Here is a 12,303-nt window from a genome sequence, read left to right as displayed (position 1 = left end):
GCCGGGCAGGCCGTTCGCGGCGGCGGCCCGGGCCCAGGGTTCGGCGAACGCGCCGGGCAGGGCGTCGTCCAGCAGCCGGCCGAGCAGCGCCCCGGCCGGGACGCCCATGGCGAGCGCGGGCAGCACGAGCTGGTCGGGGGCGCCCCAGCCGAGCGCCGGGAACCACCCGAGGTGCACGGCGAGGACCGTGGCCAGCACGGCGGCGAGCAGGAACTCCGGCAGCGCGGCGAGCACCGCCGCCCCCGCTCCGGCGCGCACCCGGACGATCCGGCGCGCGGCCCCGCGCCGGAGGGTGGCGGCGCTCAGCGCGAGGGCGAGGAGCACGGCGACGGCGAGCGAGGCGCCCATCAGGGTGAGGGAGTTGCCGAGAGCGGCGGCGACGTCCGGCCCGACGGGCTGCCCGGAGACCCAGGACTCCCCCGGGTCGCCCCGGAACAGCCCGCCGAGCCAGCCGGCCAGGACGTGCCACGGCCCGCCGTCGAGCCCGGTCCCGGCGCGGATCGCGGTGAGGGTCTCGGGCGTGGGGGGCCGGTCGGCGTACCGGGCGTGCAGGATCGTGCGGGCCGGGTCGGTCCGGGTCAGCCAGGGCAGCAGCCCGATCACCGCGACGACGGCGAGCAGCGTCGCGAGCCGTCCCGCGAGGTACTTCACGCGGTCACCCGATGCGGGTGTCGGCGGTGATGAGGGTGCGCTCCATCGGGTCGAGGGCGACGCCCTGGACGCGGGTGTCGTCGTACCCCTGCACGAAGCGCTCGTGGACGAGCGGGACGAGGGCGTCGGAGCCGAGGATCGCGGCCTCGGCGGTCATCCCGGCCCGGTGGCGGGCGTCGGTGTCGGCGAGGGCGGCGGCTCGGCCGACGGCGGCGTCGACGGGCTTCGCGCAGAGCTGGGTGATGTTGAAGCTGCCGTCGCAGGTGAAGTCGGAGGCCAGGTAGGAGACCGGGTCGGCGGTGTCCAGGAGGGTGTTGCGGGCCTGGATGAACGCGTCGTACTTCCCGGCGAGCGCGTCGGCCTCCAGCTGCGCGTAGTCGCGGACGACCTGCTCGACGGTGAAGCCGCGCTTCTCCAGCTGCTGCTGGACGACGGTGGCGACCTCGGGCAGCTCGGGCCGGTTGGTGTAGGTGGCGAGCACGATCTGCCGCGTCCCCGCGACCTCGGCGGGGGCGGCGGCCTTCGTGCGGCCGGTGGGGGCGGTGCGCAGGCCGGCGGCCCACGGGACGCCGGGGCCCAGCAGCCCCTGGGCGGTGTCGGCGCGGCCCTCGTAGACGCCGTCGACGAGGGCCTGGGGGTCGATGGCCTCGCGGGCGGCGGCGCGCATCGCCGGGTCGGCGAAGACGCCGCGTCCGGTGTTGAGGGAGAGGCCGTTGGTGCGGGCGGAGGGGAACTCGTGGACCAGGCCGTCGCCGAGCAGCGAGGCCTGGGAGATCGGTACGTACTCGGCGACGTCGACGTCCTTCGTCCGCAGCGCGTTGGCGCGGGCGGTGCCGTCGGCGACGAACTTCACGTCGGCGCCGGGAGCCTTGGCCCTGCCGCCCCAGTAGGTGTCGTTGCGCTCCAGGGTGGCGCTGACCGCGCCGTTGACCTCGGCGAGGGTGAAGGGCCCGGTGGCGTGCCCGGCGGGGTTCACCTTGGAGCCGTCCTTGTACGCGGCGGCGGACAGGATGCTCAGGGAGGGGTTGGCGAGCCGCTGGGGCAGCAGCGGGTCGGCGTCCTTCGTGGTGATCCGTACGGTCCCGGCGTCCTCGGCCGTGGCGGTGAGCGTGGTGTCGGACAGCACCCGGGGCTTGGGGGACGCCTTCTGCGCGGCGGTCAGCGAGCGGACCACGGCGGCGGCGTCGAGTTTCGTCCCGTCCTGGAAGACGGCGTCCTCGCGGACCGTGAACTCCCAGGCGCGGTCGCCGTCGCGCTTCCAGGAGGCGGCGAGAGCCGGCTCGGCCTCCCCGTTCCGGTCGAGCCGGGTGAGTCCCTCGACGACGGCGAGCCGGCTCAGGGTGACGGCGTCGTCGCCGTACGGGGACATGGCCTGGGCGGGCGGGAAGGCCATCGCCACCTTCAGCCGCTGGTCCCCGCCGGAGCCGCCGGAATCCGTTGAGGAGGTGCAGGCGGTGGCGACGGGCACGAGGAGCGCGGCGGCGGCCAGGGGCAGCGCTACGCGGCGGCGGTGAGGGCGGGGACGGGGGGTGGGCATCGCAACGACCTTATATGAAAATGATTGTCGTCTAACTGGCGGGGGTGGTCCGGGTGAAACCGCCGACGGGAGCCGGGACGACTCCGGGCATCGGCAGCTCGAAGTGGACGATCCCCTGCCCGCCCCCGGGCAGCGTCCGCTCGTCGCACACCTCGCGCGCCAGCGAACGCCAGAAGGGCTCGGCGCCCGGCACGGCCGGGTCGGTGTGCAGGTACAGCGTCTCGTAGCCCCCGGCCCTGGCGGCGAACTCCCCCAGCTCGCGCACCAGCCGCCGGGCCAGTCCGTGCCTGCGGTGCTCGGGGCGCACATAGATCCGGCAGAGCTGGGCGGTGGTCCCGGAGGGGAAGCGCTCGGCGACCCACGGGGGGTTGGGCGGCGCCTGCGGCCCCCGGTCGCGTACGGCCCCGGTGGCGACGATCTCGCCGCGGTGCTCGACGACGAGCAGCGTGCAGCGCTCCGGGCGCAGATAGGCGGTCCCGGGGTCGATGATGTCGGCGTGCCAGCGGGGTACGTAGCCGGACTTCAGGTCGCGGTAGACGGTGTCGAGCATCACGGCCCGCGCTCCGCCGAGGTCGTCGGCGGTGGCGGTGCGCAGGACGTATCCGGCGTCCCTGTGGCCTTTGCGGCCTGCGTGGTCCCCGTGGTCATCGTGGGCGGTCCGGTCGTCGGGCCGGTCGACCGCCGTCACCGTGGTCGCGCTGGTCACCGGTGCCACTCCCGCCTCCTGCCTCACATCGCTTGCACCTTCAGCGTACGTGCAAGCGATGTGCAGCAGGCGCGGGGCCCGGCGCCGACCGGGCGTCAGGCGGTCCGGTAGACCAGGGCGGTCGCGATGCCGGCGATGCCCTCGCCCCGGCCGGTGAAGCCGAGCCCGTCGGAGGTGGCGGCGGAGAGCGAGACCGGGGCGCCCACGGCGGCGGACAGCACCTTCTGTGCCTCCTCGCGCCGCTTGCCGATCTTCGGGCGGAGGCCGACGACCTGGACGGCGACGTTCCCGATCTCGAAGCCCCCGGCGCGGACGATCCGGGCGGCTTCGGTGAGCAGCGTGATGCCCGCGGCCCCGGACCACTCGGGACGGCCGGTGCCGAAGTGCTGCCCGAGGTCGCCGAGGCCGGCGGCGGAGAAGAGCGCGTTGCAGGCGGCGTGCGCGACGACGTCGGCGTCCGAGTGGCCGGCCAGACCGGGACCCTCGCCCTCCCACTTCAGGCCCGCGCACCACAGCTCACGGCCCTCCTCGAAGGCGTGGATGTCGGTGCCGATGCCGACGAGCGGGATGACGGGGGCTTTCGCCCCGGGGTTCTCAGAAGCCATCGTTGGCCCTCCTGCGGGCGAGTACCGCCTCGGCCAGCACCAGGTCGAGCGGCCGGGTCACCTTGAACGCCTCCTCGTGGCCGGGGACGACGACCACCGGCGCGCCGAGCCGTTCCACCATGCCCGCGTCGTCCGTGGCGCCCTCGCCGTCGACCGCGACCTCGGCGTGCGCCCGCACCAGCGTGTCCCGGTCGAAGCCCTGCGGTGTCTGCACCGCGCGCAGCCTGGCCCGTACGGGGGTGGCGAGCACCGGCTCCGGCTCCCCGGGCGTCTTGGCGGGCTCGACCTCCTTGACGGTGTCCGCGAGGGGCAGCGCGGGAACGACGGCGGGCGCTCCGTCCCGTACGGCCGAGGCGACCGCGTCGACCGTGTCGACCGGCACCAGGGGGCGGGCGGCGTCGTGGACCAGGACGACGGCGACGTCGTCGGGGAGCGCGTCGAGGCCCAGGCGCACGGACTCCTGGCGGGTCTCACCGCCCGGCACCACCAGATAGTCGGTGTGCTCGGGCAGCGCGTGCTCGTCGAGGAGGTGTTTCACCTCGGGCCCGCCGTCCGGCGGGGCGACGACCACGACGAGGGAGACGGCCCGGGACGCGGCCATGGCGCGAACGGCGTGGATCAGCATGGGCGTCCCGCCGAGCACCCGAAGGGCCTTGGGCGCGCCCGGCCCGAGCCGCACGCCCCGTCCGGCCGCGGGGATCACCGCGGCGGTACGGGGAGGGCGCGGCCGGTCGGTCGGGGGTGGTGTCGATGACATCGGGTGCACTCCGAAGGTCCGAGAAGGTCCGAAGGTTCGGCAGGTTTGTTTCCACGACCGACATGGGTAGGGGCCCCACCGAGCCGGGCGTGACGCCCTGGGCTCGCACCGGGCCCCTTCCGTGACACCCGGTCGAGCACAGGTCGCATCGGGCGCTCACGCAACACGGGGGCCGCCCTTCACCGGCGGCCGCCGCATACGCGGATCACACCGCGGGCACGGGGCCTACCGGCAGTCGGGCACCGGATGCGGTCGGGGTCCGAACATGCCGCAGCGCCCGACGACGCAGCGCGAAAGCAACTGGTCAGCGGGCACCGCGGCACATTCATACGACCGGTGCGATCCGGCATGACGAGCCGGATCATCCGGTTCTCAGGAGGCGAGGACCTCGTCGAGCAGAGCCTCGGCCTTGTCCTCGTTCGTGTTCTCCGCGAGAGCGAGCTCGCTCACCAGGATCTGGCGGGCCTTGGCGAGCATGCGCTTCTCTCCGGCGGAGAGACCGCGCTCACGCTCCCGACGCCACAGGTCACGCACTACTTCCGCGACCTTGATGACATCGCCGGAGGCGAGCTTTTCGAGATTTGCCTTGTAGCGCCGGGACCAGTTCGTCGGCTCTTCTGCATACGGTGCGCGCAGCACCTCGAAGACCCGGTCCAGCCCCTCCTGCCCGACCACGTCGCGCACGCCCACGAACTCCGCATTGTCCGCCGGCACACGAACCGTCAAGTCGCCCTGGGCGACCTTGAGCACCAAGTAGGTCTTGTCCACGCCTTTGATCTGGCGAGTTTCGATAGCCTCGATCAGCGCGGCCCCGTGATGGGGATAGACCACGGTGTCGCCAACCTTGAACGTCATGTGACAGGTACCCCTTCCGTGGCTATCCAGAGTAACACGAGAACCGCATCTCCTGAATGGCGTTTTCGCAGGTCAGGGCATATCTCGGGGCTTGACAACAGCGACACGAACGTGCTGCGGAAGGCTTCCGGAAGACGGTATTCGCAGGTCGGAGCCACTGTGCACCGGGAGTGAAACATCCACGCCACATGGCCCGGAAGCCCTACAGAAGAGGACGAAAGTCCCGTTTTGTCGGTTTCGGCATGGCCGTCATTCCGTACTCCGTTCGATGGTCGCTCACCCGTACGGGCGTATCTGTCCGACCGCAATGAAATTGATCAAGCCACATGGCGCCCGGTGCCTTTCCGCCGCGAAGCCAGGAATGGCGAAGAAGCTCACGACGAAGCCGCGACGCGGGCAGAAGAATTGATCACACGGATTATGTGAACGGCACATGGCTTACCCGTCGGTAGAACGCCCCGAGGCGCCTCCACCGGGCCTGCCGCCGAGCCGCCCGGCCCGCCCACGGCCACCCCGTGGAACGTCCCTCGCCGCGCCCGAGGACGTCCCTCGCCGCACTCCGAGGAAGGCCCCTCACCACCCTCGACGAAGAGGCCGAGCGCGTAGAGGCGGGTCGGGTGCAGGGCGGGCACGGCGGCTCGGTAGCCTAAGGCCGCTGACACACCCTTAGGGCGGCTTTACACCACCGCTCGACGACTGACCGTCCGAAGTCCGCAGTCCGACTCGTTCAAGGAGTTGCCGCCGCCGTGAGCCGCAGCCTTCGACACGGCGCCCTCGCCGCCACCGCCACCGTGTTCTCGATCGTCTCCCTGTCCGCCTGCGCAGCGGGCAACAGCGCCGAGACGCTCAAGGTCAGGCCGGACAACCCGGCCACCACGGTGGGCGACATCAAGATCCAGAACGTGAACGTGCTCACCCAGCCCGAGGGCGGCGCGGACGGCCCCGCCGTCGTCGCCGCGACGCTGTTCAACGACGGCACCGAGCGCGAGGTGCTGGAGGCGGTCACGCTGCCCGGCACCGACGTCGAGGTGAAGCTCCGGGCCGCCAAGGGCAACGGTCCCGTCGTGGTCCCGGCCGGCGGCCAGGTCACCATCGGTGGCAAGGGCAACGCCGCCGCCACGATCGAGAACAGCGGCGAGGCGGCGCGCAACGGCGACGTCCAGCAGGTCGTCTTCAAGCTCAGCCGGACCGGCGATGTCGGCCTCGGTGCCAGCGTCTTCCCGGCCGAGGGCTTCTTCAAGGACTTCGGCCCCAGCCCGAAGGCGGAGGCGCCCGCGCAGAAGCCGAGCCCGACGCTGTCGGGCGAGGCGTCCGGCGACACGTCCGGCGACGCGGAGACCCCCGGCGCGTCCGAGGGTGAGACCTCCGGCACGCCGGCGAACGGCGCGAGCTCCGAGGGCACGCAGGGCGAGACCGGCACGCAGGGCGAGACGGGCACGGGCGACGCCGCCTCGGTGCCCGCGGCCGACTGACGCGGGGCTCCGCCCCGTAACGCAGACGCGGGCGTACAGCCAGCCGAATGGGCGCTTCCCGGCCGGGAAGCGCCCATTCGGCATGCCGCGGGTGTCGTCGACCCTCGGCGTCCTTCGGTTTACGGCTCGAACTTGTACCCCAGGCCCCGCACGGTGACGAGGTAGCGCGGGGCGCCCGGGTCGGGCTCGATCTTGGCGCGCAGGCGCTTCACGTGGACGTCGAGGGTCTTGGTGTCGCCGACGTAGTCCGCGCCCCAGACCCGGTCGATGAGCTGCATCCGGGTCAGCACGCGGCCCGCGTTGCGCAGGAGCATCTCCAGCAGGTCGAACTCCTTGAGCGGGAGGTCGACCTTGCCGCCGGAGACCGTGACCACGTGCCGGTCCACGTCCATCCGGACCGGACCCGCCTCCAGGGCGGCCGGGGTGACCTCCTCCGGCTCCCCGCGGCGGCGCAGGACGGCCCGGATGCGGGCGACGAGCTCCCGGGAGGAGAACGGCTTGGTGACGTAGTCGTCGGCTCCTATTTCCAGCCCGACGACCTTGTCGATCTCGCTGTCCTTGGCGGTGACCATGATCACCGGAACGTTGGAGCGGCTGCGGAGCTGGCGGCACACCTCGGTGCCGGGCAGGCCGGGCAGCATCAGGTCGAGCAGGACCAGGTCGGCGCCGTTGCGCTCGAACTCGTCCAGCCCGTCGGGGCCGGTCGCCGCGATGGCGACCTCGAAACCTTCCTTGCGCAGCATGTAGGACAGGGCGTCGCTGAAGGATTCCTCATCCTCGACGACAAGCACTCGGGTCACGGAAGAGCCTCCGGGGCAGGGAAGGGGTCAAAGGTGTCGGTCTCGTACGGCCCCTCGTCGTCGCCGTTGACGATAAGCGGTCCGCCGGTGGTGCGCTCCCTCGCGGCGCCTGATTCGGGCAGCCGGAGGGTGAAGGTGGAGCCCTGGCCCTCGGAGCTCCAGACGGTGACCTCCCCGCCGTGCGAGGCGGCCACGTGTTTGACGATGGCGAGGCCGAGACCGGTGCCACCGGTGGCCCGTGAGCGGGCCGGGTCGACGCGGTAGAACCGCTCGAAGACCCGTTCGCGGTCCTTCTCGGAGATGCCGATCCCCTGGTCGGTGACGGCTATCTCGATGAGGTCCCCGCCCGGGGAGGTCATGCGGCGTGCGGCGATGCCGACGCGGGTGTGGGCGGGGCTGTAGTTGACGGCGTTCTCGACGAGGTTGCCGAGCGCGCCGACGAGCTGGCCGCGGTTGCCCCAGACGGTGAGGCCCTCGGCTCCCGCGGAGGCCATGGTGATCTGCTTCGAGCCGGCCTGCTGGCGGCAGCGGTCGATCGCCTCGGCGACCAGCGTCTCCACCTTGACCGGCTCGGCGTCCTCCAGCGGGTCGTCGTTCTGCACCCGGGAGAGGTCGATGAGCTCCTGGACGAGGTTGGTCAGCCGGGTCGCCTCGATCTGCATCCGCCCGGCGAACCGCTCCACCGCCTCCGGGTCGTCGGAGGCGTCCATGACCGCTTCGGAGAGCAGGGAGAGCGCTCCGGTCGGCGTCTTCAGCTCGTGGCTGACGTTGGCGACGAAATCGCGTCGTACCGCTTCTATCCGGCGGGCCTCGGTGAGGTCCTCGACCAGCAGCAGCACCAGCCGCGAGCCCAGCGGGGCGACCCGGGCGGAGACCGCGAGGGTGTCCCCCCGGCCCGTGCCGCGCCGGGGCAGATCCAGCTCGCCCTGTCGTATCTCTCCGTCCCGCCGGGTGTCCCTGGCCATGTTGAGCATCGGCTCGACGGCCAGCCGGCCGCCGCGGACCAGGCCCAGGGCGTACGCCGCCGAGCTGGCCTTCACCACGCCGTCGCTCTCGTCGAGGACGACGGCGGAGGAGCTGAGCACGGAGAGGACGGTGTCCACTCCGGGGGGCAGGGCCGCGTTGCCGTCCGGCCGCAGCGACGTACGCGTGGGCCGTTTCAGGTCGCGCTCGCTCCAGCGGAACGCCAGCATGGCGATCACACCGGTCAACAGCCCGGCGATCGCTGCAGCTGCGGCGACCGCCGCGTTCACGTCCATGCTTCAAGGTTATGCGGGTGCGACGACTCCCTCCCAGCCGTCCGAGTGCCATCTCGAACACTCGTCGCCCAGAGTTCATCGAGGGGTAGGAGCCGGTTCACTTAGGGGGTTGGATCCGGACGCGTTCCGGCCCCACCGTGTAACCGTGGGGGTCGGTCCGAGACCCCGGCCTCAGTTTGGAACTGGAGAGGGACTTCCCATGCGCGACGCTTACCACGAGGAACTCGATTCGATCGGAGAAGGCCTGGTCGAGATGGCCCGGCTGGTCGGCTCGGCGATCGGGCGGGCGACCACGTCCATGCTCGACGCCGACCTGGCGCTGGCGGAGACCGTGATCGCCGGCGACCAGAAGGTCGACGACCTCCAGCACGACCTGGAGGCCCGCGCCATCGCGCTCCTCGCCCGCCAGCAGCCGGTGGCGACCGACCTGCGCATCGTGGTGACCTCGCTGCGGATGAGCGCCGACCTGGAGCGCTCGGGCGACCTCGCCCAGCACGTGGCGAAGCTGGCCCGGCTGCGTTTTCCGCAGGCAGCGGTCCCGAACGACCTGCACGCCACCATTCTGGAGATGGGCCAGCTCGCCCAGCGCCTGATGGCCAAGGCGGCCGAGGTCATCATCACCAAGGACGTCGATCTGGCACTCCAGCTGGAGCAGGACGACGACGAGATGGACCTGCTGCACCGCACGCTGTTCCAGCACCTGATGGACGACCGCTGGAAGCACGGCATCGAGACCGCCGTCGACGTGACCCTGCTGGGCCGCTACTACGAGCGCTTCGCCGACCACGCGGTGTCGGTCGCCAAGCGTGTGGTCTACCTGGTGACGGGCGAGCACGCGGACGAGATCCAGGCGGCGGCCCCGGTCGAGGGCGCGTAACGGCCGCTCCGGCAGTCCCGGCGGTTCCTGCCACCCCGGCAGCCACTGACGTACCGGAGTATCAACGGCGCACGCGGGTCGCACTCATGTTCCCGCACGCGTGCGCTGTTGATGCGCCCACCGGGATGGGCATGCAATGGGGCGGGGGCGGTGTCATGGCCGTGAGCGGTGGGTCATGCCGTGCGTCCCCGGCGGCGGCGCGCCGGCGTCCGCCGCCCAGCCGTATGCCCTGAGGAGGAACCATGGCCGATTCCCCCACGACCGAACCCCAGCAGGAGACCCCGACCGAAGTGGTGCGCCGAGCCGTGCTCGGCGCCTGCGGCTGCGGGCCGGGCTGCGGGTGCGGCTGCCAGTCCGGTGCCCCGTGCCAGTGCGGCGGCTGCTCCGGCTGACCCGCGCCGCGTACCTACGTACATACGGTGCCCGCCCGGCTTCTCCTCCGGGCGGGCACCGTACGCGCGACCCCGCTCGCCCGGATCAGCCCGCCCGCTCCACCGCCGCGGCGGGTACGGCCTCCGGCTCGGCCTGGTCCGGCCGGGCCTCGGCCGGTACGGGCGCGGGCTCGGGCAGGATGTCCGCCACCGCGTGCTCCTCGCGCGGCAGGTTGCGCATCAGCAGCCAGTAGCCGAGTCCGGCGACCGTGCCGATCACGGCGCAGGCGGCCCAGAGCCAGGCGGCGCCGTAGTTGTCGATCACGAAGCCGGACATCAGCGGTGCGACGAGCGCGGCCACCGACCAGGACATCGTGTACATGCCCTGGTAGCGGCCCCGGCCCTTGGCGGGCGACAACTGCACGACCAGGCCCGTCTGCGTGGGCGCGTTCACGATCTCGGCCAGCGTCCACACGCACACCGTCAGGGCGTACGCCGCGACGGACCCGGCGAAGGCCGTCAGCCCGAAGCCGTACCCGGCGAGCAGCGAGGAGATGATCAGCAGCCGGCGCGGGTCTCGGTGCTGGATGTAGCGGGTGACGGGGATCTGGAGGACCACGATCAGCACGCCGTTGACGGCGATGGCGGTACCGAAGTCGGAGCTGGAGAGCCCGTCCGTACCCATCGCCACCGGCAGCCCCACGTACCCCTGCTGGAAGACGAGCGCCACCAGGAACGACAGCCCCACGACACCCATGAAGCGCCCGTCGCGCAGGACGGTGGTCAGCCGCACCTCGTCCTTGGGCCGCTTGCCGCCGACGGTCTTCACGGCCGCTTCCTCGGGCCGTGACTCCGGCACCTTCAGGAAGACGAGCACGGCGCACACGAGCGTCATCAGGGCTTCGCCGATGAAGCCGGCGAGGTAGCTGTACTCGGCGACGAACCCGGCCCCGGCGGAGGAGATCGCGAAGCCGAGGTTGATGGCCCAGTAGTTGAGCGAGAAGGCCCGGACCCGGTCCTTCGGGGGCACGATGTCCGCCATCATCGCCTGGACGGCGGGGCGGGAGGCGTTGCTCGCCATGCCGACGAAGAACGCCACGGCGCCGATGGCGAAGGGATGCACCATGAACCCGAGTACCGCCACCGACGCCGCGGTGGAGAGCTGCGCGATCAGCATGGTGGGCCGCCGCCCGAGCCGGTCGGTCATCACGCCCGCGCCGAGCGAGGAGATGACCCCGCCGAGCCCGTGGAGGGCGGCGACGAGACCGGCGTACGACGCGGAGTAGCCCCGGTCCAGGGTCAGATACAGGGCCATGAAGGTCGCGACGAACGCGCCGAGGCGGTTGACGAGGGTGCTGGTCCACAGCCACCAGAACTCGCGGGGCATCCCGGAGACGGTCTCGCGGGCGGCTGTGCGCAGACCGGCGACGGACATAAGGATTCCCCCCACGGGACGTACGGAACGAGGCCTCGGGTAACACCCCCGACAACGTCCGAGACATTACGAAGCCCGACTCCCCGCCCGCCACTGGATTGACGTCCCCCGTCAATCGTCGGGCCGCCGGGCACTCCGGCCCGGGCCCTGTCCGCGTTGCGGGCGGGCGCGCGGAGCCCGCAAGGGTTCGATTACGCTCGGACTCATGGCCGACGCACCGTACAAGCTGATCCTCCTCCGCCACGGCGAGAGCGAATGGAACGCGAAGAACCTGTTCACCGGTTGGGTGGACGTCAACCTCACCGAAAAGGGCGAGAAGGAAGCAGTCCGCGGCGGTGAGCTGCTCAAGGACGCCGGTCTGCTCCCCGACGTCCTGCACACCTCCCTCCAGCGCCGCGCGATCCGGACCGCCCAGCTGGCCCTGGAGTCCGCCGACCGCCTCTGGATCCCGGTCCGCCGCTCCTGGCGCCTCAACGAGCGCCACTACGGCGCGCTCCAGGGCAAGGACAAGGCGCAGACGCTCGCCGAGTTCGGCGAGGAGCAGTTCATGCTGTGGCGCCGCTCGTACGACACCCCGCCGCCGCCGCTGGACCGCGACGCCGAGTACAGCCAGTTCGACGACCCGCGCTACGCGACGCTCCCCCCGGAGCTGCGCCCGGACACGGAGTGCCTGAAGGACGTCGTCGTCCGCATGCTCCCGTACTGGTTCGACAGCATCGTCCCGGACCTCCTCACCGGCCGCACGGTCCTGGTCGCCGCCCACGGCAACAGCCTGCGCGGTCTGGTGAAGCACCTGGACGGCATCTCGGACGAGGAGATCTCGGGCCTCAACATCCCGACGGGCATCCCGCTCTCCTACGAGCTCGACGCCGACTTCAAGCCGCTGAAGCCGGGCGGCACGTACCTGGACCCGGACGCGGCGAAGGCCGCCATCGAGGCCGTGAAGAACCAGGGCAAGAAGAAGTAGGGAAAGTGATC

At 71.9% G+C, this 12,303-nt stretch carries 12 protein-coding genes and 1 pseudogene; 4 read left to right on the top strand and 9 right to left on the bottom strand.

Translation table 11 applies throughout. The features are described from left to right. From CR470_RS11835 to CR470_RS11810, 6 genes and pseudogenes are all read right to left on the bottom strand, one after another. Window positions 1–651 (bottom strand): annotated as a pseudogene (locus CR470_RS11835) (ABC transporter permease subunit); the annotation flags it as partial. A gap of 4 nt (window positions 652–655) precedes the next feature. After that, entirely contained in the window at window positions 656–2,188 is a 1,533-nt protein-coding gene (locus CR470_RS11830; RefSeq protein ID WP_097867543.1) for an ABC transporter substrate-binding protein, read from the bottom strand. A 31-nt stretch (window positions 2,189–2,219) separates the two neighbouring features. Next, window positions 2,220–2,783, bottom strand: coding sequence for a GNAT family N-acetyltransferase (locus tag CR470_RS11825; protein ID WP_257138590.1), 564 nt, complete (start codon window positions 2,781–2,783; stop codon window positions 2,220–2,222). A 206-nt stretch (window positions 2,784–2,989) separates the two neighbouring features. Next, on the bottom strand, window positions 2,990–3,499 hold the full coding sequence (gene ispF / locus CR470_RS11820) for a 2-C-methyl-D-erythritol 2,4-cyclodiphosphate synthase (RefSeq protein ID WP_097867542.1): 510 nt from the start codon (window positions 3,497–3,499) through the stop codon (window positions 2,990–2,992). Then, entirely contained in the window at window positions 3,489–4,256 is a 768-nt protein-coding gene (ispD, locus tag CR470_RS11815) for a 2-C-methyl-D-erythritol 4-phosphate cytidylyltransferase (protein ID WP_097867541.1), read from the bottom strand. The genes ispF and ispD overlap by 11 nt, the downstream gene beginning before the upstream one ends. Window positions 4,257–4,628: 372 nt before the next feature. Next, window positions 4,629–5,111: a CarD family transcriptional regulator gene (locus tag CR470_RS11810; RefSeq protein ID WP_006380568.1), complete on the bottom strand. Its 483-nt coding sequence runs from the start codon at window positions 5,109–5,111 to the stop codon at window positions 4,629–4,631. A gap of 746 nt (window positions 5,112–5,857) precedes the next feature. Between CR470_RS11810 and CR470_RS11800 the strand changes: the two genes are divergently transcribed. After that, complete coding sequence (locus CR470_RS11800) at window positions 5,858–6,583, top strand: DUF461 domain-containing protein (protein ID WP_097867539.1); 726 nt, start codon at window positions 5,858–5,860, stop codon at window positions 6,581–6,583. 119 nt (window positions 6,584–6,702) lie between these two features. On the opposite strand, the gene CR470_RS11795 is transcribed toward CR470_RS11800, so the two are convergent. Together CR470_RS11795 and CR470_RS11790 are read right to left on the bottom strand one after the other, a co-directional pair. Continuing rightward, window positions 6,703–7,383 carry a response regulator transcription factor gene (locus CR470_RS11795; RefSeq protein WP_003968183.1) on the bottom strand — a complete coding sequence of 227 codons (681 nt, stop codon included), beginning with the start codon at window positions 7,381–7,383 and terminating at the stop codon, window positions 6,703–6,705. Beyond that, window positions 7,380–8,642, bottom strand: coding sequence for a sensor histidine kinase (locus CR470_RS11790; RefSeq protein WP_097867538.1), 1,263 nt, complete (start codon window positions 8,640–8,642; stop codon window positions 7,380–7,382). The genes CR470_RS11795 and CR470_RS11790 overlap by 4 nt, the downstream gene beginning before the upstream one ends. A 199-nt stretch (window positions 8,643–8,841) precedes the next feature. Between CR470_RS11790 and phoU the strand changes: the two genes are divergently transcribed. Both phoU and CR470_RS39500 read left to right on the top strand, forming a co-directional pair. Then, a complete protein-coding gene (phoU, locus tag CR470_RS11785; protein WP_018959812.1) occupies window positions 8,842–9,519 on the top strand; it encodes a phosphate signaling complex protein PhoU in 678 nt (225 codons plus the stop codon). 242 nt (window positions 9,520–9,761) lie between these two features. Continuing rightward, complete coding sequence (locus CR470_RS39500) at window positions 9,762–9,911, top strand: hypothetical protein (protein ID WP_179892223.1); 150 nt, start codon at window positions 9,762–9,764, stop codon at window positions 9,909–9,911. Window positions 9,912–9,996: 85 nt separating this feature from the next. On the opposite strand, the gene CR470_RS11780 is transcribed toward CR470_RS39500, so the two are convergent. Further along, window positions 9,997–11,325, bottom strand: coding sequence for an MDR family MFS transporter (locus CR470_RS11780; RefSeq protein ID WP_097867537.1), 1,329 nt, complete (start codon window positions 11,323–11,325; stop codon window positions 9,997–9,999). A gap of 205 nt (window positions 11,326–11,530) precedes the next feature. On the opposite strand from CR470_RS11780, the gene CR470_RS11775 reads away from it, so the two are divergent. Continuing rightward, window positions 11,531–12,292: a phosphoglyceromutase gene (locus tag CR470_RS11775; protein ID WP_018959814.1), complete on the top strand. Its 762-nt coding sequence runs from the start codon at window positions 11,531–11,533 to the stop codon at window positions 12,290–12,292. Window positions 12,293–12,303: the final 11 nt, after the last annotated feature.

The sequence above is a fragment of the Streptomyces sp. rh34 genome, from assembly GCF_002551245.1.
Taxonomy (GTDB): Bacteria; Actinomycetota; Actinomycetes; order Streptomycetales; family Streptomycetaceae; genus Streptomyces.
Note: the sequence above shows the minus strand (reverse complement) of the source record. Positions and strands in the feature narration are given on the sequence as shown.

Excerpts from the sequence above, each read along its gene's own strand:
- CR470_RS11790 (WP_097867538.1), bottom strand. The coding sequence starts at position 8,642 with ATGGACGTGAACGCGGCGGTCGCCGCAGCTGCAGCGATCGCCGGGCTG.
- ispF (WP_097867542.1), bottom strand. The coding sequence starts at position 3,499 with ATGGCTTCTGAGAACCCCGGGGCGAAAGCCCCCGTCATCCCGCTCGTC.
- CR470_RS11830 (WP_097867543.1), bottom strand. The coding sequence starts at position 2,188 with ATGCCCACCCCCCGTCCCCGCCCTCACCGCCGCCGCGTAGCGCTGCCC.
- CR470_RS11810 (WP_006380568.1), bottom strand. The coding sequence starts at position 5,111 with ATGACGTTCAAGGTTGGCGACACCGTGGTCTATCCCCATCACGGGGCC.
- CR470_RS39500 (WP_179892223.1), top strand. The coding sequence starts at position 9,762 with ATGGCCGATTCCCCCACGACCGAACCCCAGCAGGAGACCCCGACCGAA.
- ispD (WP_097867541.1), bottom strand. The coding sequence starts at position 4,256 with ATGTCATCGACACCACCCCCGACCGACCGGCCGCGCCCTCCCCGTACC.
- CR470_RS11780 (WP_097867537.1), bottom strand. The coding sequence starts at position 11,325 with ATGTCCGTCGCCGGTCTGCGCACAGCCGCCCGCGAGACCGTCTCCGGG.
- phoU (WP_018959812.1), top strand. The coding sequence starts at position 8,842 with ATGCGCGACGCTTACCACGAGGAACTCGATTCGATCGGAGAAGGCCTG.
- CR470_RS11775 (WP_018959814.1), top strand. The coding sequence starts at position 11,531 with ATGGCCGACGCACCGTACAAGCTGATCCTCCTCCGCCACGGCGAGAGC.